27 protein-coding genes and 5 pseudogenes are annotated in these 24398 nt (G+C 67.9%); 9 read left to right on the top strand and 23 right to left on the bottom strand.

All coding sequences use genetic code 11. The features are described 5' to 3' along the window. Positions 1–197: 197 nt before the first annotated feature. Positions 198–556 (bottom strand): annotated as a pseudogene (locus OG520_RS43175) (hemerythrin domain-containing protein); the annotation flags it as partial. Between the two features lie 385 nt (positions 557–941). After that, positions 942–1640 carry a UdgX family uracil-DNA binding protein gene (locus OG520_RS43170; protein WP_331749126.1) on the bottom strand — a complete coding sequence of 233 codons (699 nt, stop codon included), beginning with the start codon at positions 1638–1640 and terminating at the stop codon, positions 942–944. A 434-nt stretch (positions 1641–2074) separates the two neighbouring features. Here OG520_RS43170 and OG520_RS43165 point away from each other — a divergent pair, with 434 nt between their 5' ends. From OG520_RS43165 to OG520_RS43150, 4 genes and pseudogenes are all read left to right on the top strand, one after another. After that, the gene (locus OG520_RS43165; RefSeq protein ID WP_331749123.1) at positions 2075–3259 is read left to right on the top strand and encodes an alcohol dehydrogenase catalytic domain-containing protein; all 1185 of its coding nucleotides are present in this window, start codon (positions 2075–2077) and stop codon (positions 3257–3259) included. Between the two features lie 91 nt (positions 3260–3350). Continuing rightward, positions 3351–4388, top strand: a complete 1038-nt coding sequence (locus OG520_RS43160) for an NAD-dependent epimerase/dehydratase family protein (protein WP_331749120.1) — start codon at positions 3351–3353, stop codon at positions 4386–4388. 94 nt (positions 4389–4482) lie between these two features. Continuing rightward, a pseudogene (locus OG520_RS43155) lies at positions 4483–5133 on the top strand (FAD-binding oxidoreductase); the annotation flags it as partial. Between the two features lie 404 nt (positions 5134–5537). After that, positions 5538–5820 (top strand): annotated as a pseudogene (locus OG520_RS43150) (LLM class F420-dependent oxidoreductase); the annotation flags it as partial. A 28-nt stretch (positions 5821–5848) separates the two neighbouring features. Here OG520_RS43150 and OG520_RS43145 read toward each other — a convergent pair. Together OG520_RS43145 and OG520_RS43140 are read right to left on the bottom strand one after the other, a co-directional pair. Then, positions 5849–6769, bottom strand: coding sequence for an IS3 family transposase (locus OG520_RS43145; RefSeq protein WP_331747561.1), 921 nt, complete (start codon positions 6767–6769; stop codon positions 5849–5851). Continuing rightward, positions 6766–7074: a transposase gene (locus tag OG520_RS43140; protein ID WP_329196993.1), complete on the bottom strand. Its 309-nt coding sequence runs from the start codon at positions 7072–7074 to the stop codon at positions 6766–6768. The genes OG520_RS43145 and OG520_RS43140 overlap by 4 nt, the downstream gene beginning before the upstream one ends. 120 nt (positions 7075–7194) lie before the next feature. Here OG520_RS43140 and OG520_RS43135 point away from each other — a divergent pair, with 120 nt between their 5' ends. Continuing rightward, a complete protein-coding gene (locus OG520_RS43135) occupies positions 7195–7857 on the top strand; it encodes a HemK2/MTQ2 family protein methyltransferase (protein WP_331749118.1) in 663 nt (220 codons plus the stop codon). Between the two features lie 37 nt (positions 7858–7894). Further along, positions 7895–8098, top strand: a complete 204-nt coding sequence (locus tag OG520_RS43130; protein WP_331749115.1) for a CDGSH iron-sulfur domain-containing protein — start codon at positions 7895–7897, stop codon at positions 8096–8098. Here OG520_RS43130 and OG520_RS43125 read toward each other — a convergent pair. Continuing rightward, positions 8078–9055 (bottom strand): iron-containing redox enzyme family protein, encoded by a 978-nt coding sequence (locus OG520_RS43125; RefSeq protein WP_331749112.1) that lies wholly within the window; start codon positions 9053–9055, stop codon positions 8078–8080. The two genes, OG520_RS43130 and OG520_RS43125, sit on opposite strands and share 21 nt — an antisense overlap. Then, positions 9052–9468 (bottom strand): VOC family protein, encoded by a 417-nt coding sequence (locus OG520_RS43120; RefSeq protein WP_331749109.1) that lies wholly within the window; start codon positions 9466–9468, stop codon positions 9052–9054. The genes OG520_RS43125 and OG520_RS43120 overlap by 4 nt, the downstream gene beginning before the upstream one ends. A gap of 557 nt (positions 9469–10025) precedes the next feature. Here OG520_RS43120 and OG520_RS43115 point away from each other — a divergent pair. Then, a complete protein-coding gene (locus OG520_RS43115) occupies positions 10026–10976 on the top strand; it encodes a Rieske 2Fe-2S domain-containing protein (RefSeq protein WP_331749106.1) in 951 nt (316 codons plus the stop codon). Positions 10977–10983: 7 nt separating this feature from the next. Here the strand turns inward: OG520_RS43115 and OG520_RS43110 are convergent. From OG520_RS43110 to OG520_RS43060, 11 genes and pseudogenes are all read right to left on the bottom strand, one after another. Continuing rightward, positions 10984–11309: pseudogene (locus tag OG520_RS43110) on the bottom strand (plasmid stabilization protein). A 206-nt stretch (positions 11310–11515) separates the two neighbouring features. Continuing rightward, the gene (locus OG520_RS43105) at positions 11516–11926 is read right to left on the bottom strand and encodes a gas vesicle protein K (RefSeq protein WP_331749103.1); all 411 of its coding nucleotides are present in this window, start codon (positions 11924–11926) and stop codon (positions 11516–11518) included. After that, positions 11916–12140 carry a gas vesicle protein gene (locus tag OG520_RS43100; protein ID WP_331749099.1) on the bottom strand — a complete coding sequence of 75 codons (225 nt, stop codon included), beginning with the start codon at positions 12138–12140 and terminating at the stop codon, positions 11916–11918. The genes OG520_RS43105 and OG520_RS43100 overlap by 11 nt, the downstream gene beginning before the upstream one ends. A gap of 77 nt (positions 12141–12217) precedes the next feature. Beyond that, positions 12218–12916, bottom strand: coding sequence for a GvpL/GvpF family gas vesicle protein (locus tag OG520_RS43095; RefSeq protein WP_331749096.1), 699 nt, complete (start codon positions 12914–12916; stop codon positions 12218–12220). Next, the gene (locus OG520_RS43090) at positions 12913–13356 is read right to left on the bottom strand and encodes a gas vesicle protein (protein WP_331749093.1); all 444 of its coding nucleotides are present in this window, start codon (positions 13354–13356) and stop codon (positions 12913–12915) included. Before OG520_RS43090 ends, OG520_RS43095 begins: the two co-directional genes overlap by 4 nt. 81 nt (positions 13357–13437) lie before the next feature. Further along, a complete protein-coding gene (locus OG520_RS43085; protein WP_331749090.1) occupies positions 13438–13689 on the bottom strand; it encodes a gas vesicle protein GvpG in 252 nt (83 codons plus the stop codon). A gap of 9 nt (positions 13690–13698) precedes the next feature. Beyond that, complete coding sequence (locus OG520_RS43080; RefSeq protein WP_331749087.1) at positions 13699–14412, bottom strand: GvpL/GvpF family gas vesicle protein; 714 nt, start codon at positions 14410–14412, stop codon at positions 13699–13701. 3 nt (positions 14413–14415) lie between these two features. Then, complete coding sequence (locus OG520_RS43075) at positions 14416–14880, bottom strand: gas vesicle structural protein GvpA (protein ID WP_331749084.1); 465 nt, start codon at positions 14878–14880, stop codon at positions 14416–14418. Positions 14881–14965: 85 nt separating this feature from the next. Further along, positions 14966–15349, bottom strand: coding sequence for a gas vesicle protein (locus OG520_RS43070; RefSeq protein ID WP_331749081.1), 384 nt, complete (start codon positions 15347–15349; stop codon positions 14966–14968). A gap of 171 nt (positions 15350–15520) precedes the next feature. Then, the gene (locus tag OG520_RS43065; RefSeq protein WP_123469483.1) at positions 15521–16087 is read right to left on the bottom strand and encodes a transposase; all 567 of its coding nucleotides are present in this window, start codon (positions 16085–16087) and stop codon (positions 15521–15523) included. Next, on the bottom strand, positions 16003–16575 hold the full coding sequence (locus OG520_RS43060; RefSeq protein WP_331749581.1) for a winged helix-turn-helix domain-containing protein: 573 nt from the start codon (positions 16573–16575) through the stop codon (positions 16003–16005). The genes OG520_RS43065 and OG520_RS43060 overlap by 85 nt, the downstream gene beginning before the upstream one ends. A gap of 672 nt (positions 16576–17247) precedes the next feature. On the opposite strand from OG520_RS43060, the pseudogene OG520_RS43055 reads away from it, so the two are divergent. After that, positions 17248–17546 (top strand): annotated as a pseudogene (locus tag OG520_RS43055) (gas vesicle protein). 255 nt (positions 17547–17801) lie between these two features. Further along, positions 17802–18608, top strand: coding sequence for an IS5 family transposase (locus OG520_RS43050; protein ID WP_331749078.1), 807 nt, complete (start codon positions 17802–17804; stop codon positions 18606–18608). 5 nt (positions 18609–18613) lie between these two features. On the opposite strand, the gene OG520_RS43045 is transcribed toward OG520_RS43050, so the two are convergent. The 6 genes from OG520_RS43045 to OG520_RS43020 all read right to left on the bottom strand — a co-directional run bounded on the left by OG520_RS43045 (position 18614) and on the right by OG520_RS43020 (position 24336). Next, a protein-coding gene (locus OG520_RS43045) for an IS3 family transposase (RefSeq protein WP_331747682.1) occupies positions 18614–19866 on the bottom strand; the annotation gives its coding sequence in 2 pieces (ribosomal slippage) (positions 18614–19584 and positions 19584–19866; 1254 coding nt in all). A 191-nt stretch (positions 19867–20057) separates the two neighbouring features. After that, a complete protein-coding gene (locus OG520_RS43040; RefSeq protein ID WP_331749075.1) occupies positions 20058–20606 on the bottom strand; it encodes a transposase in 549 nt (182 codons plus the stop codon). Next, positions 20603–21142: a winged helix-turn-helix domain-containing protein gene (locus OG520_RS43035; RefSeq protein ID WP_331749072.1), complete on the bottom strand. Its 540-nt coding sequence runs from the start codon at positions 21140–21142 to the stop codon at positions 20603–20605. The genes OG520_RS43040 and OG520_RS43035 overlap by 4 nt, the downstream gene beginning before the upstream one ends. Before the next feature lie 119 nt (positions 21143–21261). After that, positions 21262–22095 (bottom strand): carbohydrate ABC transporter permease, encoded by an 834-nt coding sequence (locus OG520_RS43030; RefSeq protein WP_331749067.1) that lies wholly within the window; start codon positions 22093–22095, stop codon positions 21262–21264. Next, positions 22085–23077, bottom strand: a complete 993-nt coding sequence (locus OG520_RS43025; protein WP_406016768.1) for a carbohydrate ABC transporter permease — start codon at positions 23075–23077, stop codon at positions 22085–22087. Before OG520_RS43025 ends, OG520_RS43030 begins: the two co-directional genes overlap by 11 nt. Further along, positions 23074–24336 (bottom strand): sugar ABC transporter substrate-binding protein, encoded by a 1263-nt coding sequence (locus OG520_RS43020; protein ID WP_331749064.1) that lies wholly within the window; start codon positions 24334–24336, stop codon positions 23074–23076. The genes OG520_RS43025 and OG520_RS43020 overlap by 4 nt, the downstream gene beginning before the upstream one ends. Positions 24337–24398: the final 62 nt, after the last annotated feature.

The raw sequence follows: 24398 nt of genomic DNA, 5'->3' as shown, positions 1-24398 counted from the left end.
GCGCGTGGCGGTTTGAGCCCCGACCTGCCGGCGACAACGCGGGGCGGGAGGACGGGCCTCCGCTGGACCGGGGAGGGCTCGTGCTACTCATCAGCGCACCCGCCACCGGCCACGAAAGGATCAGTGGGCTTTCCCTCGGGTCGGGGCTCGGCCGGCTGGCTGCCGGACCAGAACAGCGGCGCCGATAGCTGGGGGGTTCAGCTCTTGCCGCGGCCGGTCAGCAGGTCGCGGGCCCGGTCGACCAGCCCGACACCGGGCCCCAGCAGCTTGTTGCCGGGCGGGGTGTCCGGGGCGGAGGGGTGCGGGCGGGTCGGGGCCGCCTTCTTCGCTGTGCGTACTTTGTCGCCCAGTTCGTCCAACGCCTCGGGGGTGCAGGCCGCCACGAGCAAGAGGGAACAACCGGCCTTCTCGTCGCGCACGTCGCTCACTTCGAGCTTCAGCTGCGCCACCAGAGGGTCGAACTGCGGGCTGTCCGCAGTCATGCCCTCCAGGTCCTTGAGGTGTTGTTCCACCTGGGCGTGATCGGAGAGTTCTTGTCCGCGATCGCGTCCCCGTCACCCTTCCCACGCGCACCGCGTCCAGGTGACGAGCCGTCGACTACGTGGGCACAGGGGCGGCCGGAGAGGTTCCGTGAGGCGGCCCAGCCGCGCGTAAAAGGCCCGCACGAGCCGAGCACGGTTCCGGGCCCAGATGGCGGTGCCCTGCTCGGGACGGACAGGGGTGCGGCGGCCCCGGCGGGGACGCGGCGTCTTTCTGGCATCGCCGAACGCCTCCTACATCATGGGCGAGGTCGTGAACGCGACCGGCGGTATCCCCCTCCTCTGACGCATGGCGGCGGCGCCTCGTGCAACAACGAGGGGAGTGCCCCGCGCAAGGGCCGCACCTCTCGGTAGCCGGCGTCTTACGCTCAGCAGACCGGGCCCGCGTCGCAAATCGAGGCCTCAGGCGAGGAAACGTGCGGCCATCCGCAGATCCGAAAGAAGACCTTGGTACGCGTCGGCCCGGTTCTTCGCCCGCAGCACGGCCGAGGGATGCACCGTGGCGAGGAACCGGTGGCCGTTCTCCTCGGCCTCCTGGACGGCATCCTGCTCCGGGGGGATGTCCCACTTGGACAGGTCCGGCAGCGGCAGCAGCGCGCCGCGCGCCTCGGAGACCCTGAAGGAGCTGCCGAACAGGGCCTTGCCCGCGGTCGCGCCCAGTGCCACAACGAGTTCTGGATCGATCCGGCGCAGTTCGGCGGCCAGCCAAGGGCGGCAGGCTGTAATCTCCCGAAGATTCGGTGTCTTGTGGATCCGCTTCTTCCGGGTATCCGTAAGGGGCGCGAACTTGAAGTGCTTGACGGCGTTGGTGAAGTAGACCTGGTTCTCATCGATCCCGGCTTCGGCCAGTGCCTTGCGCAGCAGCCCGCCCGCCGGGCCGACGAACGGTTTGCCCTGGCGGTCCTCCTGGTCGCCCGGCTGCTCCCCGACCAGAACCGTGCGCGCGTCGGCCGGACCGAGACCGAAGACCGTCTGCGTGGCGTGCGCGTACAACGCACACCCTCGGCAATCGGCCGCCGCACGGCGCAGAGCGGGCAGGCCACCCCCGCTGGGCAGGTAGTCGAGGGCGCTCTCGTGGAGTCCCTTTGCGCTGTCAGCCATGATGGCTCCCTGCTCGCCTCGGGACGCCGTCTCTTTGGGGACCCGGCGCCTCACATTCAATGGATTCCACCGTCTCAAGCCAGGCTCGGCCTGTCCCACGGTGCGCGGTGGCAGGGCGAGGCGGCTGCCTCCACGAAGTGGTCGGCGGAGGCCATCACCACTGGCTGGGTTGGCGCGAGGCCTCGACCCGGCTACGCCGCCCGGCGTGTGCGTCCTCGCCATGAGAGGCGAGATGGGCCAGTCACTGATTGGCTGGATAGGTCGGCCCGTACCGGCGAAGCACGTGGTTGGGCCTGGGAGCGTGACCGTGCGGGAGGCAGCGGGTGTGATGCAGAGGCACCGGTGACCGGGCTCCTAGCGACGGCGGGGCGGAGGGCGACCTGCCGGGAGCAGCCGTCCCGCGATCCAGAGGTACCGCAGTGAGGAGAGACACCATGCGTGCACTCACCTGGCAGGGACGTCGGGACGTGCGAGTGGAGGACGTCCCGGATCCACACATCGAGGGCCCCACCGACATCGTCGTACGCATCACGTCCACCGGAATATGTGGTTCCGACCTGCACTTGTACGAGGTGCTCGGACCGTACCTGGAGCAGGGCGATGTCCTCGGCCATGAACCGATGGGGGTGGTGGAGGAGGCGGGCCGCGACGTCACGGCGGTGCGGGTGGGTGACCGTGTCGTGGTCCCGTTCAACGTCTCCTGCGGCACCTGCTTCATGTGTGAAAGGGGGCTGCACTCCCAGTGCGAGACCACGCAGGTCCGCGAGCAGGGGACCGGAGCCGCGTTGTTCGGGTATACGAAGTTGTACGGGCAGGTGCCCGGCGGGCAGGCGGAACTGCTGCGCGTGCCGTTCGGGAACACGCTGCCGATCCCGGTTCCGCATGGGCCGCCCGACGACCGCTATGTCTACCTGTCCGACGTGCTGCCCACTGCTTGGCAGGCGGTTCGGTACGCGTCCATTCCTCCGGGGGGCAGTGTCACGGTGCTGGGGCTCGGGCCCATCGGGGACATGGCGACCAGGGTCGCCCGGCACCTCGGCGCCGAACTCGTGATCGGCGTCGACCTGGTGCCCGAACGCCTCGCCAGGGCGGCCGCGCGGGGCGTTCAGATCTTCGACGTGAACCGGTGCGGCAAGGAGCTGCCGGACGCGATCCGGGAGATCACCCACGGCCGGGGAACCGACGCCGTCATCGACGCGGTCGGGATGGAGGCCCACGGCGCGCCGTTCGCGAAGACCGCGCAGTGGGCCACCGGTCTGCTGCCCGACATGGTCGCCCGCAGGCTCATGGAGCACGCGGGTGTGGACCGTCTGTCCGCCCTGTACACCGCGATCGACGTGGTGCGCCGCGGCGGAACCATCTCGATCTCCGGCGTCTACGGAGGGGCGGCGGATCCACTGCCCCTGCTGACCCTGTTCGACAAGCAGATCCAGGTGCGTATGGGCCAGGCCAACGTCCGGCACTGGGTGCCAGAGATCCTTCCGCTGCTCGACGACGAGGACGTGCTCGGAGTGGACGGATTCGCCACCCATCATCTTCCGCTGTCGGACGCCCCTAAGGCGTACGCGATGTTCCAGGACAAGCAGGACGGAATGGTCAAGACCCTCCTGCATCCGTAGCCCGGCCGGCGGTCGGACCGGCCGGCCGGCCGGGGGCCGGCAGGACACAAACGTTGTTCCCGCACGATCCTTCGGAAAAGGCGGAATGACCATGAGCACACATGCGGGCTTGCGCGTGGTGGTGACGGGGGCCACCGGCAATGTGGGGACCAGTGTCGTCAACGCCCTCTCGGAGGACCCGGACGTGGCGGACGTTCTCGGCCTCGCGCGACGGCGGCCGGAGGCATCCGTACCGGGGGTGCGTTGGGAGGCCGTGGACCTCTCCCGCGAGGACAGCCCGGGCGCGCTGGACCGGCATCTCGCCGACGTCGACGCCGTCATCCACCTGGCCTGGCGATTCCAGCCCACGCACGATCCAGTGGTCACCTGGCGAAGCAACGTCCTGGGGTCCGTGCGGGTCTTCGAGGCCGTGGCACGCGCAGGTGTACCGACCCTGGTGCACGCCTCTTCGGTGGGCGCCTACTCCCCCGGCCCGAAGGACGTGCCGGGGGTGGACGAGGAGTGGCCGACCCATGGGTGGCCGGATGCCGCCTACTGCCGGGAGAAGTCCTACCTGGAGCGGGTACTGGACTCCTTCGAGCTGCGTCACCCGGGAGTCCGGGTGGTGAGGATGCGGCCCGGTTTCCTGTTCAAGGAACAGGCCGCCAGTGAGCAGCGCCGCATCTTCGCAGGCCGCTACGTCCCCGGCGCGCTGCTGCGCCCGGACCTTCTCCCGTTCGTGCCGGACCTGCCGGGGCTGCGGCTCCAGGTCCTCCATACGGATGACGCGGCGCGGGCCTATCGGGCGGCCGTGCTCACAGACGTACGGGGTGCGTTCAATCTGGCGGCGGAGCCGGTCCTCGGCCCGCGGGAGCTCGCGGATCTGCTCGACGCACGGGTGGTACGCGTCCCGGCGGCCGTGGTCCGGACGGCGCTGTCGGCGGCATGGCGCGCGCACGCGGTGCCGGCCTCCCCGCATCTCTTCGACGCGGTGCTGCGTCTGCCGGTCCTCGACTGCGCCCGGGCACACGACCTGCTGGGGTGGCAGCCGTCCCGGTCGTCGCAGGAGGCGTTGTCGGCGTTTCTGCGTGGCGTACGAGGTGGCGCGGGCCTGGACACCCCGCCACTGGCCGGCAGGCAGTGGGGGTGACCACTACGAGGCAGTGAACCCCGAGCGGAACAGGAAGGACGGCAGAACGACCGTACTCCGCCCCCTCTTCGGGCCACCGGAAAGAGGAACAGCCATGAAGCCCCAGCCCTTCTCGTACTCCCCCGGTCCAGAACGCGGCTCCCCCGCCGCAACAACCGTCGACATCGTCGGCCTGGAACGGGCGCTGCGCGAAGGGGTGCGGGGGGAGGTGCGGTTCGACGCGGGCAGCCGGGGCGCCTACTCCACGGACGGATCGAACTACCGGCAGGTGCCGATCGCCGTAGTAGTGCCCCGCGATGTCGAGGCGGGGGCGGACGCGGTGCGGATCTGTGCCCGGTTCGGCGCACCGGTGCTGTCCAGGGGCGGAGGAACGAGCCTGGCCGGCCAGTGCACGAATGCCGCCGTGGTCGTCGACTGGACGAAGTAATGCCACCGGCTGGTGTCCGTGGATGCCGACCGCAGGACCTGCGTGGTCGAGCCCGGAATCGTGCTGGACGAACTGAACCGGCAACTGTCCCGGGAGCGGCTGAAGTTCGGCCCGAAGCCCGCCACCCACAGCCACTGCTCGCTGGGCGGGATGATCGGCAACAACTCCTGCGGCGCGTCGGCGCAGGCGCACGGCAAGACGGTGGACAACGTGCGACGTCTGGAAATCCTGACCTACGACGGGATGCGTTGCTGGGTCGGACCCACCTCCCACAAGGAGTACGAGGCCGCAGTCACCGCCGGCGGCCGTCGCGGCGAGCGATGATGTGGTCCAAGGCGTAGTCGACCGTGCAGCCGCCGGGCGGCTGACAGACAACACACCCCGGGACCCAAAACGCGCGCCACGCGCGCGGGAACCACGCCGTGCTCGCCTCCCCGGCCCACGTCTTTGTGATGCGATCACCACCGTCCCGCACCAGGATCGAACTACGGGCGGTGGCCCGGCCGCGCCCTGCCCCCGGTCTCGACCGCGGGGAAAGCCTCCGCAAGGTCTGCTCGATCGAGGACGAGGTCGTGCCGCAGCAGGATCAGCTGCGCCTGGTGCGCTGGCTGACAGGCAGGATGGGAGTAGGCGGTCATGGCACGTGCGATCTGGACGGGTGTGATCACCTTCGGGCTGGTCAGTGTGCCGGTCGGCCTGTACACCGCAGTCGGGGTCCAAATGGTCCGCTGCCCCTCTGCTACGACACCGACCGGGATGCGGCGGTCGCACGGGCGCACGACCAGTTCCGCTGGTCGGTCGGCAACTGGAAAGTCAACGCAGAGCTGCCCGGGCCGGCCGGATTCGCCAGGGCCTCCCAGTTCGACCGCCCGGACGACATCGCGGATTCCATCCCGTGCGGTGACGACATCGGCACCTTCGTCGAGGCAGTGCGTCCCTACGCCGAGGCGGGCTTCACCAGCCGGCGGTGACCATCAGCAGCCCTTCCTCGACTGGGCGAAGTGAGGTTCCCCCGCTGTGCGGGAGTGGCTGACTAGCTGGTCAGGGCGGGTTGACGTGGTTTCAGGTTCACTTGTTCGGCTGCTGCCTGGTTGGCGTAGTGCTTCTCCTCGTACTCGATCGGGCTGAGGTAGCCCAGCCGTTTCTGGATGCGGCGGGGGTTGTAGAAGCCGTCGATGTACTCGAAGAGCGCGAGGTTCGCTTCGGCCCTGGTGGCGAAGACGCGGCCGCGGATGCACTCGGTCTTGATGACCATCCACAGGTTCTCCGCCAGGGCATTGTCGAACGAGTCGCCGACCGAGCCCATGGACGCCTGGATACCGGCCCTGACCAGGCGTGTCGTGAGCTTCACGGACGTGTATTGACAGCCGTGGTCGGCGTGGTGGATGAGCTCGCCGGGGGCGACTTCGCGGTTGGCCAGGGCGTATTCCAGCGAGGTGAGGACCAGGTCGGCGTCCGCGCGGGCGGAGGTCTCCCAGGCGACCACCCGGCGGGAGAACGCGTCGCGGATCGCGGACAGCCACAGCGGCCCCTCCCCGGTGGGGATCATGGTCAGGTCGGTGACCCACAGCCGGTTCGGCCCGTTCGCGGTGAAGTCGCGCCCGACCAGGTCAGGGGCGAGATCGGCGTCCGGGTCGCGCCGGGTGAAGCCCTTGCCCCGGCGGGGGCTAATCCCGGCCAGGCCGGCCTGGCGCATGAGCCGCTCGACGCGCTTTCTGCCGACGTGGACGCCCTCACGCCTGAGGACGGCGTGCACGCGGGGTGAGCCGTAGATCCCGCCGGACTCGGCGTGGACCTGGCGGATCCTGCTGGTCAGCTCGGCGTCCCGGCGGCTTCGTTCGCACGGCTCGGTCTCGGCCTGGCGCCACCGGTAGTAGGTGGAGGAGGGGATGGAAAGTTCCCGGAGTACGGGCTCGACCCCCAGATGCGGGTGCGCGTCGAGGAGCGCGGTCACCTGGGCCGGGTCGGGTCGAGCTGGGCCGCGAAAAAAGCCGAGGCCGTCCGCAGGACCTCGTTCGCCCGCTTGAGCTGGGCGTTCTCCTTGCGCAGGGCGGCAAGTTCCTCACGCTCGGCGGTGGTGAGCAGGTCGCCCCGCTCGCCGGCGTCGGCCTCGGCCTGGCGGATCCAGTTACGCAGGGCCTCGTGGTGCACGCCGAGCTCCTCGGCCATACGACGGATCACAGGCTTCGGCTCGGCAGTCCGGTACATCTGCACCGCACGCTCACGCAACTCCAGCGGGTATTTTCTCGGGGCAGGCATCGTCTGGGCTCCTCTCATGAGACCCATCTGACCCTCTGTCACCCATCCCCGCATCTCGGGGGAACCTCAAAGAAGTCCCTGCTGCCCACCCTGCGTGATCTCTGAGAGCCGGTCGCGACAGTGAAGCTCCTCCAGCCTCCGGGTGTCTACGCGCCACAGGAAGACACAGCCATGCTGATATCCGCACTGCGGCGCGAACGTCTGTCACCCGGAGCGGAGGTGCTCGACGTGGGGACCGGTACCGGCGCGGTGGCGATCGCCGCCGCCCGCCACGGTGCTGCCCACGTGATCGCCATCGACACGTCGGCCGGGGCGGTGCTCACGACACGACTGAACGCACTGCTGTCCGGGTACGCGCGGGCTATACGGGCCTGCCGCGGTGACCTGACGGAGCCTGTGACCGGCCTGAGGTTCGACCTGGTGCTGGCGAACCCACCGTACGTACCGTCCGCAGACATCCGATTGCCTCGTCGCGGTACTGCTCGCGCCTGGGAGGCGGGGATCGACGGCCGGGCGGTGATCGACCGACTCTGTGCGAAGGTTCCCGCTCTGCTGCGCCCTGGGGGCGTGCTGCTCGCGGTCCACTCCGCGCTGAGCTGCCCAGTGATCACCGTAGCGCGGCTGGCTGAAGCCGGTCTGGCCGTCACCGTGACCGACCGACGGTTCATTCCTTTCGGGCCAGTCATGCGTGAACGGGCCACCTGGCTGGAGATGCGGGGCCTGATCGAGCGCGGCCAGGAGAAAGAGGAACTGGTGGTGATCCGTGCAGAACAACCGTACTGAACCGGAGGTCACACCTCGGGCAGCTGCACGGCGCGTCATGCAGGAGCCGGGCGGACCCATGCTCGTGGAAGGGCCCGTTGAAGTGGTCCAGGAGGACGGCACCCTTGCTCGCTCGGACCGTCCTGTTGTCGCACTGTGCACCTGCCGGCGGAGCCTCATCTTCCCTTGGTGCGACACGAGCCACCGCGGTCGGAAGAGGCCGAAAGCCCCACCGCCGGCCTCAGAGCGGCACACAGACTGAGGACTCGCCGCCCCGCCACGCGCCGAGCAACTGCTCCCCGAACCGGTCTTCCAGCCATCCCGTGGCCGCGATGCCGAAGGCGACGTCCGGTGCCAGATCCGGCTCCTCCTGGAGCAGACCGGCGACGACCTCATGCCGTACGAGCTGCTCATGCACGGCGTCGGCCTCCACATGCTCCGCGTAGAAGTGGATGGCCGCAGGCCCGGCACCGGCCCGTTTCAATGCCTGAGCGAGGCGCCGCGACCCAGGTGGCGACGTGGTCTCCACTGAGGCGAAGTGACCGACCAGCGCACCACGGTGTGAGCGGTGGAGTCCAAAGAGTGACATGAGGTTGACGGTCGCGAGCATCTGCCGAGAGCCGGCGTCGAGGTAGTGCCCGTACGAGGTGTCCAGGTCGAGGTCCGCCATCAGATCGGCGAACAGCCTGGAGTGGACCTGTTCTGCCCGTCCCGCTCCGAATTCGTCGTACTCCACAGCGGCCATTCCCGCCTTGGCCCGGCCCGTCAGTCGCGGGATCACCCACACGTGCGGATCGGCCTCCTTGAGGTGGTAGAGCGAGCGGTGGGCGGCGTACTCACGCAGATGCCACAGCTCGCCCTCGTCCCGCAGGAAGCACGACACGTCGTCGGCGTCCGACGGCTCCAGAACGAGTTCGTCCAGCGCGCTGCCGACGTCCTCGGCCACCGGCACGTCAGCGCGCAGAGCTGCCATGAACTCCCGCTCCAGCGCGGCACGCACCTTGAGCAGTTCCGGATCCCACTCCCAGGCACCGTCCACACCGTCGAAGCCGCGGTAGTGCAACTCGTAACAGAGGTACAGGGCGAGTTGGAGGTCGTCGTCGTACGGGTCGGCGCCCGCCGTCAGGGACGTGTCCGGCAGCCTGCGCCGACCCGGTTCCCGGCCGAGCGCCTCGATCAAGGCGGCAGACACCTCACCTCTGCTTCCCGGCAACTTCATGGGGCTTCCTCTCCTCGGCCCGCCAGCTCGTTCCGTGGGGGCACCGCGAGGGAGAAGGAATGCCCGGCGGGGTCGGCGTAAAAGCGTACGCCGCGCAGACCACCGTTGGCCTTCGCATCCATCGGCATTGCCCCGAGGCTCACCGCTTCTCGTTCCGCCTCGTCCAAATCACCGTGCGCGACGAGTATCCGAAGATGCGCCTGCTGGGCGTCGTCTGGCCGCGGCCAGCTGGGAGGGGCGTAGCCGTGGTCCCGGCGGATCGCCAGGTGCACGCCGTTGTGTCCGACGAGTTCCACAAAATCAGGATCGCTCACCACCTGGATTTCCGCATCGAGCAGTGACGCGTAGAACTCCGCCAGGGCTTCGGGCTCCGCGCAGTCCAGAACGAGAACACTTGTCTTTGTGACGGTCATGCTGCTTCGGGTACCCGCCGACGCTCAGAACACACGGGCGACGGCCAGCGCTCACGGGGATGGGCTTCCGTCGTCGAGAACCAACTGGCTCTATCGAGCAGTAGTGGTTCTGGTTCAAACCTCCGTGACGCGCGCACGCTGAGTGATGACTGATACTCCGCCGAGCGGCTGGGAAGTTACCCGAAAATGACGACGACCCCGGTGTGGCCGGCAATTCGGCGCCGTGGAAAAGAGGGTGCCCGGGATGGAAGAGAAGTTGTTCCCGTTGATCAGGGAGGCGGCAGTGCCATCGGTGTACGTGAACAACGAGTCGATACGCACCAGTCGCCCTCCTCCTCGTCCTCCTCGTCGCCCTCGCACTCACCCATCCTCCCCTCGCCTCCTTGCTCCTCGTCGCGAGGACGACGAAGAACACAGAGGCGAAGCAGAGGAGTGAGTGGAGGCACTGACAGGCCCCACAGGCATGACAACGTCCTGCCCGAGACGCCTGCAGCCACCGGAGTGGGGCGGAGCTGACGCTTGTTTGGGAATCGGCCGCACATGGCAAACCGCTCATCATGCGGCTTTCAGCGGGATATACGAAATTCGCGGTTCTCGCGTCGAGCAGCGGCAAGGTGAAAGTGGCGGCTGCCCGTACCGAGGGCCTCTTTCTGAGGTCCCTCGACGCGCTGGGCCGCCTGGAGAAGCTTGATGTGGTGATCAGCCCCCTGCGGGGGATGGTGCGCGGCGTTCCTCTAGGGCGCTGTCGCGATGTGCTGCACGGTCTGCCGATCGGCCATCCCCTGCACCCCGCACTGGTGCAGGTTCCGATGGGTGCGTGGATTTCCGCAGCGGTGCTGGACGTCGTGCCCGGCACCCGGCGCAGTGCACGCATTTTGGTGGGTGCGGGTGTCCTGGGGGCCGTGCCGGCTGCGTTGTCCGGCTGGGTGGACTGGGCTGAGCAGCACGAGGACCAGATGCGTACCGGCCTGGTGCACGCGACGTCGATCGCCGCGGCCATCGGGCTCTACACGGGATCATGGGTGCATCGTGGCCGTGGCCGTACGGCATTGGGTAAGGCGCTCGGCTTTGCGGGGCTGTGTATGGCCGGCACCGGCGGGATGCTCGGTGGCCACCTCGCCTATCGCCAAGCCGTAGGCGCCAACAAGGCGGCAGAGGTCCGGCGTCTGTTGGAAGAGGGCTGGCATCCGGTCGGCAGAGTGGAGGACTTCCCGGTCGGCGAGGCCGTGCGGCGGGAGTTGGGTGAGGTGCCATTGCTGGTGTTCCGTCAGCCGGGTGGCCGCATTCATGTCCTCGCCGAGCGGTGCAGCCACCTGTCAGGGCCCCTGTCGGACGGGAAGATCGCCGACGGCTGCGTGGAATGCCCCTGGCACGGCAGTGTCTTCCGGCTGTCGGACGGGGCGAACGTACGTGGGCCGGCTACCGCACCGCAGCCGTCCTTCCAGGTGAGCGTGGACAGCGACGGCAACGTCCACGTACAGCTGCCCGGCGCCGGGTGCACCACGTAGTGACGTGTCAGCGGCCCAGGGCATTCCGGAGTTTTTGCTTGTTCATCGAGGAGCGACCGTCGATGTTGCGATTCTTCGCCTCCTCGTACAGCTGGTCCTTCGTCGGCCCTTGTGGCCGCAGTGGGTCCGTTCGCCACCACGTTGCGAGGCGGACTTTTTGTCTTGAGTGGACACCTTGCTGGAGGTCTTCGACTCGCCGGACCGCGCCCGCTCCTTGTTCACGGTGCGCGCGGCAATTTCCTTCGGACGCTTTGTGGACTCACCTCTGTCCTTGGCGCTCTCCTTGATGTGCCCGTACTGACGCTCACGCTTCTTGCTCGAGCCAGCAGGCAGGCATGGTCTTCTCCATGACCTGAGCAGATTTCTTCGACACGATCCGCGAAGCGGTGCGGCCGTCCTGTCACACATGACACATACCACTTCAGCCCGAATAGCAACTCTGCGCTACATGGAGCGCGGCGGTGCAGGGCCACACCCGCACTTGGGAGGGAACCGGGCCCGCAGCGGCGGAGAGCCGAGATCGCGGCGCCGGCCGACTGCTATTCGGACGGTGGCAGCAATGTTCCGAGAGGTCCGAGATCCAGATTGAGGTCCCGCATGGAAAGGTCATACCTGGCACAGAGTTCCACCATACGCTCGTGCAGAATCATGAGTGTGGCGCCCAGCCGCTCCTCCTGTTCCTCGGTGAGGTCTCCGGCGTCGACCCGCTGCAGTGCCTGGCGTTCCATGAGCTGGCGCAGCAGCTCGACGATGGTGAGAACGAGCTTGATCAGGTCCCGTTCCACCGTGTCGGGGTCGGTGGTCACCCGACGTGCGGTTCCCTGCGCCTGCGAGCCGCTCGGCGGCAGGACGTCCTGCGGGGCGGCGGGCAGCAGACGGAAGGCGCGGGCCGCCGCGTCGGCGACTTCGTCGAAGCGGTTGCCGGGCCGGCGGTGGGTTTCATCTGTCATGGCCGCCTCGCAGGGGTGCCGGGGCGGGCCACGGGGAGGGGTTGTGTTCGCTGATGGAGACGATCAGCGCACGCAGAGAGATGCGTACAAGATCGATATCTGCGATGGAGAGTACGACGTCACCAGTGAGGACCACACCTCCGCTCAGCAGCCGGTCCAGCAGGTCGATCAGCGCGATCTGCCGGTCCGGCAGCGGCTCTTCTGCCGCAGCCAACGGTCCGCCGTCCGCCCTCACGGCGCGACTCTCTTCAACGGTTCGGCATCGGCGGGCGTGGCGAAGGAGTAGGGAGCCTAGGGTCCTGTGACCTCGATGCGTACCCCACCTGGAAGTCCCTCGGCGGCCCGGAATTGTTCGGCGTGCGCCAGCGGCACGAGGTAGGCGTCGTTGACGACGTTCTCTCCCGGCCCGCGGGCGAGTTCGCCTTGCTGGGGCCGGTGCCGGACACGGTCAACGGCCACGTCTGGGGCCGCGTCCTCGACACGCCAGGCCACCTGATCGGCGTCGCGGTATGCGTCTTCGCGGGCGTGGCGCTGCGCTCTGCGGTGACTGAGATAGGCACGCCCGGGGCTCAGGTCCGGATCTGCGGACGGCTCTGCCGGGCCTTCGGTGGCCGCGGGCGCTTCGACGTAGATCTTGACGCCCCATTCCACCTGTGCGGCCAGGTCGGACAGCCGCTCGTCGTCGAGGTACACGGTGGCCAGCCGGAGCGGCAGGACAGTGGTGAGCGCGGCCAGCGCATCGATCACCCGAAGATGGGCGCGGGCGACCGACTCCAGCCAGTCCAGGTCCTCGAGGGGCGCACGCAGCGCGGCCTCCTGGAAGTCCTGTGCGGGCACCGGACTGACCGCGACCACCACGTCACGGCGGTGTCCTGTGTGCACGAGATGCACCGGCGCGTCCGCCACTCCGGGGAGCCCGGACAGTTCCTCTTCCAGAACTCCGTCAGCGTCCCGCGCCACGGCGTAGGCGTAGGTGATGACCTCGGTCATGACTCATCCCGCTTCTGTGCCTCGGTCCGTTCGGTGCGTGATGTACGTGCGGTGCGGCGGCGGGCGGCAGGGCGGCTCTCCTCGTCGTCGACCGGGGGCAGCTCACCGCCCTCGCGCATGGCCTCGATCTCGGCGCGCAGCCGCTTGTTCTCCTGGGCGAGTGAGCGGTGGCCGTCGTCGGCGCGTGAGGACAGCGCAGGATCGTGCTCCCACCAGTCGATGCCCATTTCCTTCGCTTTGTCCACGGAAGCGATCAGTAGGCGCAGCTTGATGGTAAGTAGTTCGATGTCCAGGAGGTTGATCTGGATATCGCCTGCGATGACGACGCCTTTGTCCAGTACGCGTTCCAGGATGTCGGCGAGATTGGCCGAGGAGCCCTGGCCGTATGGGGCGGACCTGGACGGGAGGTTGCCCAGCCTCCTGGCGACGGGTTCGGTCACGGCCGCTGCACCTCAATTCCCTGGTGTCCGGGAGCTTCGACGGGAGCGCGTGGCATGGGCCCGCTCCACCGGCTGCCGCGATCAGGTGTCGACGCCCTGGACATGGGCCCTGATCTCGTCCAGCCGGTCCAGCAACTCGTCCTCGCGCCGGTCGAAGGTTTCCTCGTCGATTTCTCCCGCCACGAGCGCTCGCTCAAGTGCGGCAAGTTCTCGTTCTACGGGGGCTGGGTCGTAGTACTCGTTCTCCGCGGCCTCGACGACGCGTTCCATGACCCAGGCCACGCCGCGCACCGGCGCCAGCGGAAGAGTTGCGAGTTGAGTCAGCAGTCCCATGAGGACTTCTCAGACGAAGCTGTAGGCGGGCAGCGGGCCGAGCAGTCGCAGGTCGAAGTCCTCGCCCAGTTCCTTGGCGATGTCCTGTTCCGCGCCGAGGAAGGTCTTCTCGTTGTCCCGCTCCACAAGGAAGGACACATTCAGGAAGTCGTTCCCGGTCGGCTGCGACGAGCGTTCTTCCCGAGCGAGTCCGCGCAGCGCATCAAGGACTCCGGCGGCGAGCCGTTCCTGCCGCGCTTGCACTTCCTGGGAGACCAGCTCCCCGAGGGCGAGCGGCAGTTCCTGGCTGCTGCGGCCGCTTCTGATCTCCTCGTTGAGCTCACGCGCCTCGTCGGACTCCCGAAGGATCTGGCGCAACAGCGCATCCTCGTCCTGGGCGGCCTTCAAGTGGTATTCCACGCAGCCCTCCAGCACCCGCAACCGTTCGGCGAACTCGTCCGTACGGTCCTCCAGCACCGCTCGTACGGCGTCGTCGTCCGTGGTGGTGAAGCCGAACTGCAGCGGTAGAACCGTGCCGTCGTCCATCAGCCGCTCCTGGACTGCCTGGTGCGCGCCGAGGTCGCGGCGTTTGGGCCGTAGCCCCTCGGGCGCGTCGCTGACGACCGCGGACAGCATCTCGGTGCGCACCGTGCGGAGGGCCGCTGGCGGGTCCCCCACCCCGTGGAGGCCGTCCAAGCGCTGCGGATGGTTGGCCAGGACAATGGAATACACGTATACGGCCATGGTTCACTCCTCGCGGCGTCGGGCGGCAGGCCGACGCCGCGGCCGCTCCCGCCTCTCCTCGGGCTCCTTGCGCCTCTTCTCCGACTGCTCGGCCTCCTCCTCGTCATGCCCTCCCTTCAGGGCGTCGGTCAACACGTCAGCGGCCCCGCTCAGCGCACCTTTGGCCTTGCCGTGCGATCCGCCCTCGGTCACCTCGCCGACCAGGTCGGTCAGCTCGGAGGGCGCCTTGCGGCCCTCCTCCAGGTCGAGGCGGTTACAGGCCTCTGCGAAGCGCAGGTAGGTATCCACGCTCGCCACGACGATGCGAGCATCGATCTTGAGGATCTCGATGCCCACCAGCGACACACGCACAAACACGTCGATGACCAGGCCACGGTCCAGAATCAGATCAAGAATGTCGTAGAGGTTCCCGGACCCTCCTCCGCCGCCCCTGGAAACGGTTCCTCCACCTTGCGGCACCACAGTCATGGTGCCTCCTCTCTACGGCTCACGCCTGGTTCCGGGCGTGCCCTCCGTTCGTCTTGCGAACGGTGCTGCGACAGCAGCTCAGACCCTAGCTCCGCCGGTCGGTCTGCCCTCGGGTGTAGCGGCGGGTGCGCTCGTACGCCAGCAGTTCGCCTTCCTCGTCCAGCGTCACCCGGTAACTCGCCATCACGCTGGTAGTGCCGGGGATACGCTCCAGCTCCAAAACTTCCACGTCCGCCTGCCAGCCGTCCTCCGTCGGCTTCACCGCCGAGACGGACTCGGGTGCTCGCCCCAAAAGCTCCTGGAGCTGCTCAGCCGCATAACGCGTGGCCCGCGGGGCCGAAACCCGGCGAGCCGCACGCTTCGTTGCGCTCGTTCGGCTGCCGGCCCGTCCAGCGTCGGCTTTCCTGGCGCTCTGCTTGCTGGACGGACGCCGGACGCGCTGCGCCTCGTGCTCTTCGCCTGCGGCCATGTTCCTTCTCCGGAATCGGAGACAACACGCTGCCCGCGCCACATTCACGACGTGCCACTTCATGATATACGGCCTGGGCCGACCGCATCTCGGGCTGCCTCGCCACGGCTCTGTCAACGCTGGGCACGCCCCAGCCAGGTGCCGCAGCCCCACCCTACTGACTTCGGCTCGTCAGGGTGAGGTCAGGGTGTCGAGGGTCAGGCCGGTGCCGGCTATGAAGCCGTCGAGGGTGTCGGGGCGGTACTGCAGGCGCTTGAGCCGGTTGCGGACGAGGGCCTCGAGTCGGTCGAGGGCCATGACGGCGAGGTTGGCCAGGCTGCGTTTGACGTGTGCCCATACCCACTCGACGGGGTTGAGGTCGGGCGAGTAGGCGGGCAGCAGGAACACCGTCAGCCAGGCTCGCTCGGCGATCAGCTCGCGCATGGCGTGGGAGACGTGGGTGTTCAGGCGGTCCCAGACCAGCACGATGGGCGCCTTGACGAGCTGGTGCACGCCGTCGACGAGAGCGATGAAGTCGCGCTCGCTCATGCTGCGGCGCTTGCCCTTGCCCGAGGGGTGGGTGCGCAGGCGGTGGCACAGCCGGGTCCGTGAGCCGGGCCGCATCGCAATCAGCCCGGCCACCGACAGCCGCCCCGAGCGGCGTCCGCTCACCGTCACGACCGGGGTGTGTCCGCGTCGTCCCCAGGTCCGGCCTCGGGGCGGTCGGCGGGTGAAGCCTGCTTCGTCCTCGAAGCAGATGTAGCCCCCGCAGGCCGCCCGGGCCCTTTTACCTCCGCCCAGGTCGCCTCCTTCCACGCGGTGACGGCCTGCTCGTCCCGCTCGGCCACCCTGCGCGCGGGGACCTGCGGGCTGAAGCCGAGCCGGTGCATCAGCCTCGTGGCGCCCGAGACGCTGCAGGAGACGTGGAACTTCCGCCCGATCAGCATGGCCACCCTCGCCGCGGTCCACACCTGGTCCTCCACCCAGCCGTGCGCGGCCGGACCCTGCTCCAGATACGCGGCCAGCTTCTCCAAGCAGCGCGGAGACAGCCGGCACCGCGACCCACTCGGACCGCGTGACGCCAGCGCCCCGACCCCGCCCTCGCGCCACAACTGGTGCCACTGATAAGCCGACTTCAGACTCACCCGCAGACGCCGTGCCACTTCCGGCGGCTTGACCTCCTGCTCGAACAGCTCGGCCGCCTGCATCCGCACCGACTCCCGACGCACCCGTCCCGCAACGGTCAGCCCGCCCCCATCCGAATACCTCACACACCATCGAATACAGCCACCACACCAAGCCCGTCAGGGACTTCGGAAAAGTTCACCCTGACGAGCCGAAGTCAGTAACTGCCCGTGAGTAACGTCATGGCTGCGGGGCGCAAACCCTTCCTCTGCGTCGCCCCGACCCGCGGCGAATCAGCAGGCCTGAGCGGTCGCAACGTCCCGATGGTGTGTCAGGCCCCCTGGCGCAAGGACGGCGATGCGGCATCAGGACGTAAGCTCGGTCTCGACCGTGCCATCTTCCTTCACCTGGAAACCTTATGCTTGCAGGCCTTCCGAATGGGGGCATGGGCAGCGGCCGTCGGCACCGCGTCGTCGTTGAAAAGCGGCAGGACGTCGTCGACTCACCGTTTGACGTTGGCCTGGCGAAATCAGGGAATCTGCGGGCCGATTCCGGCTTGGGCTGTCGCATCCCTACCCCCGCTGGGTCGGCGCGGGGGTCCCATGTACACCCGGCGGGCACTGTGACCGCACGACCTGTGCCTGGACCTCGCAGCTTTGAGAACGGTGGGCGCGTGCACCGGTGTCCGAAACATCCCTAAACATCGATCACTGCAAGGCGACTTGCCCCGGCAGGAGCGCGCGCTGGCTCCGCTTCAAGGTGCGAGGCGCCCGATACCGATCAGACTTGAATTCATGGCAGAAGAACGTCGGCCGCGCGCCTGGAAATCCTTGACGACAGCCGCTCGCCGCACGCCACTCGTGCGTGGAGCGGAACATGTTGCCCGTGCTGCCTGTCGGAGCCTGAATGGGTTGATCGACCATCCCACGGAGGGCGTTTCAGCGGTGAGACGTGTGTCGTGGACGGATGGTACGTCGTCGTGGACGTCCTTGAGCTGCCCCGGATTCCAGACACAGCGAGCCTTCTTGCCCCCTGCGAGGTACAGCTCGATCGGGGTGGCGAACCCATGGGGTACCGCAGAGTCCGCCGCTAGCGGCGGGGGTCCGCCGATGAGTGATCCAGGTTTGCCCAACAACCGGAAGGACGACCCATGCCTGCGACCGCTGCCGAGGAATGCCGGCGGCGTGGGCACCCCGTCCTCCCCTCCGCGGACGGTCCGGCACGGGCAGGTTGCCACAGTCGTCAGTGGGCGGTTCGTGACTCTATGAGTGGTTCTGCTGTCGCCCGATGGTGTGGGCGAAGCCGGAACGTTCCGGTCCGGTGCCGGTGGCCTGCTGGGATCGGTGGGATGAGTGAACGCAAGCCGTACCAGAGTGACTTGTCCGACGAGCAGTGGGCGTTGATCGAGCCGGTGCTCACGGCCTGGAAGAACCGGCACCGTTCCGTGAGCGGCCACCAGGGCCGCTATCCGATGCGGGAGATCGTGAACTCGATCCTCTACCAGTCCCGGACCGGCTGTCAGTGGGCCCTGTTGCCGAACGACCTGCCGCCGAAGAGCGCGACGTACTACTACTTCGCCGCCTGGCGGGACGACGGCACCGACCAGCAGATCCATGAACTCCTGTGCTGCCAGGTGCGGGAGAGAAACCGGCGATTAGAGGACCCGACCCTGGTGATCCTGGACACCCAGAGTGTCCGGGCGGCCACCGGGGTCCCCGCGGTCACGACAGGCAAAGACGCCGCGAAACGGGTGCCTGGCCGCAAACGGGGACTGGCCGTGGACGTCCTCGGCCTGGTCATCGCCGTCACCGTGGTGGCCGCCAGTGTCCACGACAACGCCGCCGGCATCGCTCTGCTCGACCAGGTCGCCGTCGCGGCCGGCGGCTCGGTCAGCAAGGCCCTGGTCGACCAGGGCTTCAAGAACCAGGTCGTCATGCATGGGACCGCCCTCGGCATCGACGTCGAGATCGTCCGGCGCAACCCTGAGGAGCGGGGATTCGTTCCGCAGCCGAAACGGTGGCGGGTGGAGCAGACGTTCGGGACCCTGATACTGCACCGGCGCCTGGTCCGCGACTACGAACACCGCCCAGCCTCCTCCACCTCACGCGTCTACTGGGCCATGACCCACGTCATTGAACCGTTCCGGGTTCGATAGAGACTTCAGATTGTGGTTGTGACCTGGGGTTTGGTGGTTGCGCGGTAGTAGTTGGTCTCGTATTCGGCGGGGGGGATGTGCCCTATTTCACCGTGGAGCCGACGGTGGCAGTACCAGTCGATCCACTCGGCGGTGGCGAGTTCAACCTGGGAAAGCGTTCGCCAGGGCCGTCCGGGCTTGATCAGTTCGGTCTTGAACAGGCCGATCGTGGACTCCATGAGGGCGTTGTCGTAGGCGTCACCGACCGAGCCGATCGAGGCCGCGATGCCGGCGGCGTCCAGGTGCTCGGCGAGCCGGAAACTCGTATATTGCGACCCGGCATCGGAGTGATGTATCAACTCGCCTGCTCGGTGCGGGTGTTCGTCGCGGTCGCGTTGCCACAGAGCCATGTCCAGGGCGTCCAGGACGAGCGTGGTCTGCTTCGACGTGGCGGCGGACCAGCCGACGATCCGGCGGGAGAAGGTGTCCACGACGAAGGCGACGTATACCACTCCTGACCAGGTGCTGATGTGGGTGAAGTCGGCAACCCAGCAGCGGTTCGGGGCCGGCGCGACGAAGTTGCGGTCCAGCAGGTCCGGTGCCCGCTCGACGGAACTGTCCGGGATCGTGGTGATGATCTTCTTTCCGCGGACGGCACCGGTGACGCCGAGCTCGCGCATGAGGCGCTCGACGGTGCACCGGGCCACGACGTGGCCCTGGCGGTGCAGCTCACGCCAGACCTTCCTGGCCCCGTAGACACGGTAGTTGCCCTCGAAGATCTGCTGGATGAGCGGCTTCAGCTCGGCGTCGCGGACAGTGCGGGCGGACGGGGCCTGGAGGCGCTTGCGGTGGGCGTAATAGGTGGAAGGGGCGATCTTGCAATCGTGCTCGGTGAGCACGCGGCAGATCGGCTCGACACCGCCGAAGCGGGCCCGGTGCTCGTCGATGAACGCTACGAGCGTGTGTGTGGCCGGTCGAGCTCGGCCGCGAAGAAAGACGCCGCCGCCTTCAAGATGTCGTTCGCCCGCTTCAGCTCGGCGATCTCCTTCTTCATCGCCTTGATCTGCGCGGACTCCTCCGTGGTCGTCCCCGGACGCTTCCCGGAGTCGACCTCGTCGCGCTTCACCCAGTTCCGCAGGGTCTCGGCCGAACCGATGCCCAGCTTCTGGGCGACCGCCCGCAGAGCGGCCGACTCGTTCGGGTAGTCACCACGGACCTCGGCGACCATACGGACCGCTCGTTTGCGCAGCTCAACGGGATAGGAGGAGGGACGTGCCATGACTCAATCCTTTCACGGAATCGAGTCTCTATCGAACCCGGAACGGTTCAGGGTCCGCGAACGGCACGACTTCGGCCTGCTCACCGACGGCCCAGACATGAACGTCACCCGCAGCCGCCTCGGACGCCAAGACTTCCTCACCCAACCCGGACCGGGCCACTACTAGAAACGGACTTACTGACTTCGGCGTATTAGGGTCTGTCCGGTCTGTCGAGAGCGAGGCCCGTCCCGGCGAGGAATCCGCCGAGGATGCCGTGCCGGTACTGCAGCGCCTTGAGCCGCCCGCGGAGCAGAGTCTCCAGCTCGCTGGGGGTGCGGGCGGCCAGGTTGGCCAGGCTCCGCTTGATGTGCGCCCACAGGCCCTCGACCGGGTTGAGGTCGGGCGCATACCCGGGCAGCAGGACCACCGTCAGCCGGTCCCGCTCGGCAACGAGTGCCTTCATCGTCTTGGAGATGTGAGTGTTCAGCCGGTCCCACACCACGATCAGCGGGGCCTTGAGCAGTTGGTGGGCGCCATCCAACAGGCGTATGCAGTCCGCCTCGCCCAGCGAGCGACGCTCGCCCTTGCGGCCGGTATGACGACGCAGCCGGCAGCACAGACGGGCGGGCAGGCCCGGCCGGAAGCACAGCAGACCGGCCACAGCCACCGAGAGACGTCCCCGGCTACGGCCGGACACCTTGACCCTCAGGGCGATGCCGCGCCGGCCCCAGGTGCGGCCCTCGGGCGGCCGACCGGTCACGCCCGCTTCGTCCCCGAAGCAGATGAACGCGCCGGTCGCCGCCCGGAGGGTTTCACCTCCTGCCAGGTCGCCTCCCGCCATACGGTGATCGCGTCCTCGCCGCGTTCGGCGGCGGGCCGGGCGGGCATCTGCACGCTGCAGCCCATGCGGTGCACCAGCCGAGTGACCCCCAAGACGCTGCAGGAGAGGTGAAACTTCCGCCCGATCAGCGTGCGTGCCCGCGCGGCGGTCCACACCCGGTCGTCCGCCCAGCCGTGCGCGGCCGGCCCCTCATCAAGCCACATCGCGAGCCTGGCCTGCAGGTGCGGGCCGAGCCGACAGCCGCAGCCGCAGGGACCTCCGGAACACAGCGCCTCGCGTCCGCCCGTCCTCCAAGTGCGGCGCCACTGGTAGACCGACTTCTCACTCACCCGTAACTCCCGGGCGATGCACGGGACTTCCACGCCCTCATCGAAAAGGTCAACGGCCCGCATCCGTACCCCTTCCCGACGCCTGCGCTGCTCGGCGGTCAGCCCGCCCCCGCCCGGATACCGCATGCCTCCGGCGCACCAGCCCGGACGGACCGCGTCACCCCTCCCGACACAAATCCAAACCCCGAAACGCCGAAATCAGTAACTACCCGGCCTTGGATCAACCTCAGTCGCCAACCTGGCGTTCATTTGAGGCCGGAGTGGGACAGGCCTTCGACGAAGTGGCGCTGAGCCAGGACGAAGACGATCAGCATCGGCACGACGGTCATGGTGGCAGCGGCGAGTTGAGTGTTCCACATCTGGCCGCCGTAGGCGTCGGTGAAGCGGGTCAGGGCCTGCGGCAGCGTGAACAGCTCTGGTGACGTGAGGTACACCGTGGGTTCCAGGTAGAGGTTCCAGGAGGCGAGGAACGTCAGGATCGCCACCGCCGACAGGGCCGGTTTGGCCAGCGGCAGGCAGATCCGCCACCAGATCGCGGGCCGGCCGAGGCCGTCGAGGCGGGCAGCCTCTTCCAGCTCGACCGGGAGAGCGATGAAGAACTGCCGCATGATGAACGTGGCCAGCACACACGGTGCGGCCAGTGCGGTCACCAGGATCAGCGGCCAGTGCGTGTTGATCAGGCCGACCGATTTGAACAGCTGGAACAGCGGCACGATCGTCACTTCGCTCGGCACCAGCATCCCGGTCAGCACTATCAGGAACAGCGCACTCGCCCCGGGAAACCGGATCCGGGCGAAGGCGTACCCGGCCAGACTGGACACCGACAGGGTGATCAGTGTGACCAGTGCGGCGATGTAGACACTGTTCAGATACTGCCGGGCAAAGGGCTGAAAGCTGAATGCCTCGGCGTATGCGGACAGTGTCGGCGAGTCGGTCCACAGCGATGGTGGGGCATCGAAGATTTCAGCCAGTGGTTTGACCGACGCGGCGACCATCCAGATCGTCGGCACCACGAACGGGATCGCCAGCACGCCCAGAGCGATCACCAGCAGTGCCGACCGGACCCTGTCAGTCCTCATAGAACACCCACTTACGACGCAGCTGCCATTGCAGCAAGGTGAGCAGCATGACGAAGGACAGCAGCATCAGGGCCAGCGTCGAGCCGTAGCCGATGTTGTTGAACTCGAAGGCCTGCTGGAACACGTAGTACACGAGGACCGTGGTGGACAGCTCTGGCCCGCCACCGGTCAGGACGGCGATCTGGGCGAAGGACTGCAACGCCCCGACCACCGTGACAATGACGGTCAGCAGCACCGTCGGTGAGATCATCGGCAACGTGATCCGGGCGAAGACCGTGCGGCTGTTCGCACCGTCGATCCGGGCGGCCTCGTACAACTCCTGCGGCACGCCCTGCAAGGCGGCCAGGAACAGCACCATGTTGACCCCGACGCTGCGCACCACCTGTGTGAGGATCACCGACATCATCGCGGTGTCGCCCTCCTGCAGCCAGTTCGGCCCGTCGATCCCGACCGTGCCCAGCAGGCCGTTGATGCCGCCGTTGTCCTGCAGCAGGAAGCCCCAGACCAGGGTCCAGGCGACCACGGAGACCACCACCGGGGAGAAGAACAGCATCCGGAACACCGTGACACCGCGGAATTTACGGTTCAGCAGGACGGCGATCAGGAGCCCGAGCGTGATGTTGACGACCACCACCCCGCCGGAGAAGAGCACCGTTGCCAGCAGCACCTTGGGCAGTTGCGGATCGTCGGCCAGGGCCGCGTAGTTCTCGCCGCCGACGAAGGTCTGCCGGCCGGTGAAGACGTTCCAGTCGTTCAGGCTGTACCAGATCGCCATGCCGACCGGCAGCAGGACGAACACCGCCACCCCGACGAGCTGCGGCAGGATGAACAGGTAGCCGGTCAGCACGTCCCGCCGGCGGGACGTCCAGAAGGTCGGCCCGGATGCGCGTGCGGCCTTGGCGGCGGCCGGCGCGGCGGCCGCCGCAGCCGCCTGCCCGGCGGCCTGCGGGGTGGCCCGCTCAGCGGGCCGTGTCCTGGTCACTTGGCCAGAATCGGATCGATCGCGGCGCAGACCGAGCGCAGGACGGCCGGAATGTCGGCATCCGGGCGCCACATCGCATCAAGCGCCGTCTTGCCCTTCTGGGCTACCTCCCTCGGGCTGGTGTGGTTGGGCAGCGTGACGGCGTCCGGCAGCCGGTCGACCACCGCGTCCTGCAGCTGGGCGGCGTCAAGGACCTTGTTGTTCGCGGCGAGCTTGTCCCCGGTCAGCAACGACTTCCGCGGCGGCGGGAAGTACTGGGCCAGCTTGGCGGCGTTCTCCGGATTGGTCAGGTACGCGAGGAAGTCCGCCGCCTGGTCCGGATGCTTGCTGGAGGCCAGCACGCCCACCCCGGCCTGGCCGAGGACGGAGTACTTCCCGCGGGGGCCCGCGGGCAGCGGGTAGAGCCCGAAGTCGAACGTGCTGGTCAGCAGCGAGGCGCGGGAGACCTGCGCGACGGTGAAGGCGGCATCGCCGGCGAAGAAGTCGGCGGTGGTTCCCGGGCCGGGCATCGCCTGGGTCTTGAACACCGCGTTGTGCAGGAAGGTGAAGGCCTGCTGCATCTCGGGGCCGGCGAAGGCGCAGGTCTTGCCGTCCGGACTCCACGCTGACGCGCCCCAGCCGGTCCACACTGTGGCCAGCATGTTCCACGCCCTGTAGTCAAAGTCGCGGACGACGAAGCCGGCCTTGCCGGTCCTGGCGTGGACGGCTGCTCCGGCGGCTGCGACTTGATCCCAGGTCAGTGTGGCCGGATTGATCTTCTGTCCGGCTTTGGCGAGCAGGTCGGTGTTCACGTAGAGGGCGTACGGCGAGTTGGAGAACGGGTAGGCGTACAGCGTGCCGTCGCGACTGAACTCCGCTGTCACGCTGTCGAGCAGGTCGTCGTACTTCCAGCCCGGGGTGGCCTTGAGCTCGTCGGTCAGACCGACGAGTGCGTCGGAGGCTATGAGATCCCGCGACAGGTCGCCCATCCAGGCGAGATCCGGGGCGTTGCCTCCGGCGATCTGCGTGGTGAGCGTCGTGTTGTAGTCGGCGAATGGCAGGCTCTCGAAGGTGATCTTCGCAACGTCGGGATGGTCGGCCCGGTAGGCGTCGCCGATGCTGTCGAGTAGCTTCAGCTGAGCTTCGTCCGAGGTCCAGACCGTCATCCGCAGCTCTGCTGCCTTGTCCGGGGTGTCGGCCGCCGGCCCGGCGCAGGCCGCGCTGAGCGCAAGGACCGTCGTCAAGGCGACAGCGCTCAACGCCTTTCTGGTTCTGATCATGGTGGTTCCCTTCGACGTGCTGGTTGGCCGGTCCGGCTCAGTAGCCAGCGACTTCGGGCAGT

Origin of the sequence: Streptomyces sp. NBC_00984 (genome assembly GCF_045162475.1) — a bacterium.
In the GTDB taxonomy this organism is placed as follows: domain Bacteria; phylum Actinomycetota; class Actinomycetes; order Streptomycetales; family Streptomycetaceae; genus Streptomyces.
The sequence above is the reverse complement of the archived record's forward strand: the minus strand, read 5'-3'. Positions and strand labels throughout refer to the sequence as shown.

Excerpts from the sequence above, each read along its gene's own strand:
- OG520_RS43070 (WP_331749081.1), bottom strand. The coding sequence starts at position 15,349 with ATGGCCGCAGGCGAAGAGCACGAGGCGCAGCGCGTCCGGCGTCCGTCC.
- OG520_RS43170 (WP_331749126.1), bottom strand. The coding sequence starts at position 1,640 with ATGGCTGACAGCGCAAAGGGACTCCACGAGAGCGCCCTCGACTACCTG.
- OG520_RS43030 (WP_331749067.1), bottom strand. The coding sequence starts at position 22,095 with ATGAGGACTGACAGGGTCCGGTCGGCACTGCTGGTGATCGCTCTGGGC.
- OG520_RS43035 (WP_331749072.1), bottom strand. The coding sequence starts at position 21,142 with ATGCGGTATCCGGGCGGGGGCGGGCTGACCGCCGAGCAGCGCAGGCGT.
- OG520_RS43115 (WP_331749106.1), top strand. The coding sequence starts at position 10,026 with ATGCGGCTTTCAGCGGGATATACGAAATTCGCGGTTCTCGCGTCGAGC.
- OG520_RS43165 (WP_331749123.1), top strand. The coding sequence starts at position 2,075 with ATGCGTGCACTCACCTGGCAGGGACGTCGGGACGTGCGAGTGGAGGAC.
- OG520_RS43160 (WP_331749120.1), top strand. The coding sequence starts at position 3,351 with ATGAGCACACATGCGGGCTTGCGCGTGGTGGTGACGGGGGCCACCGGC.
- OG520_RS43120 (WP_331749109.1), bottom strand. The coding sequence starts at position 9,468 with ATGACCGTCACAAAGACAAGTGTTCTCGTTCTGGACTGCGCGGAGCCC.
- OG520_RS43080 (WP_331749087.1), bottom strand. The coding sequence starts at position 14,412 with ATGGCCGTATACGTGTATTCCATTGTCCTGGCCAACCATCCGCAGCGC.
- OG520_RS43095 (WP_331749096.1), bottom strand. The coding sequence starts at position 12,916 with ATGACCGAGGTCATCACCTACGCCTACGCCGTGGCGCGGGACGCTGAC.
- OG520_RS43105 (WP_331749103.1), bottom strand. The coding sequence starts at position 11,926 with ATGACAGATGAAACCCACCGCCGGCCCGGCAACCGCTTCGACGAAGTC.
- OG520_RS43140 (WP_329196993.1), bottom strand. The coding sequence starts at position 7,074 with ATGCCTGCCCCGAGAAAATACCCGCTGGAGTTGCGTGAGCGTGCGGTG.
- OG520_RS43075 (WP_331749084.1), bottom strand. The coding sequence starts at position 14,880 with ATGACTGTGGTGCCGCAAGGTGGAGGAACCGTTTCCAGGGGCGGCGGA.
- OG520_RS43130 (WP_331749115.1), top strand. The coding sequence starts at position 7,895 with ATGCAGGAGCCGGGCGGACCCATGCTCGTGGAAGGGCCCGTTGAAGTG.
- OG520_RS43085 (WP_331749090.1), bottom strand. The coding sequence starts at position 13,689 with ATGGGACTGCTGACTCAACTCGCAACTCTTCCGCTGGCGCCGGTGCGC.
- OG520_RS43020 (WP_331749064.1), bottom strand. The coding sequence starts at position 24,336 with ATGATCAGAACCAGAAAGGCGTTGAGCGCTGTCGCCTTGACGACGGTC.
- OG520_RS43125 (WP_331749112.1), bottom strand. The coding sequence starts at position 9,055 with ATGAAGTTGCCGGGAAGCAGAGGTGAGGTGTCTGCCGCCTTGATCGAG.
- OG520_RS43050 (WP_331749078.1), top strand. The coding sequence starts at position 17,802 with ATGAGTGAACGCAAGCCGTACCAGAGTGACTTGTCCGACGAGCAGTGG.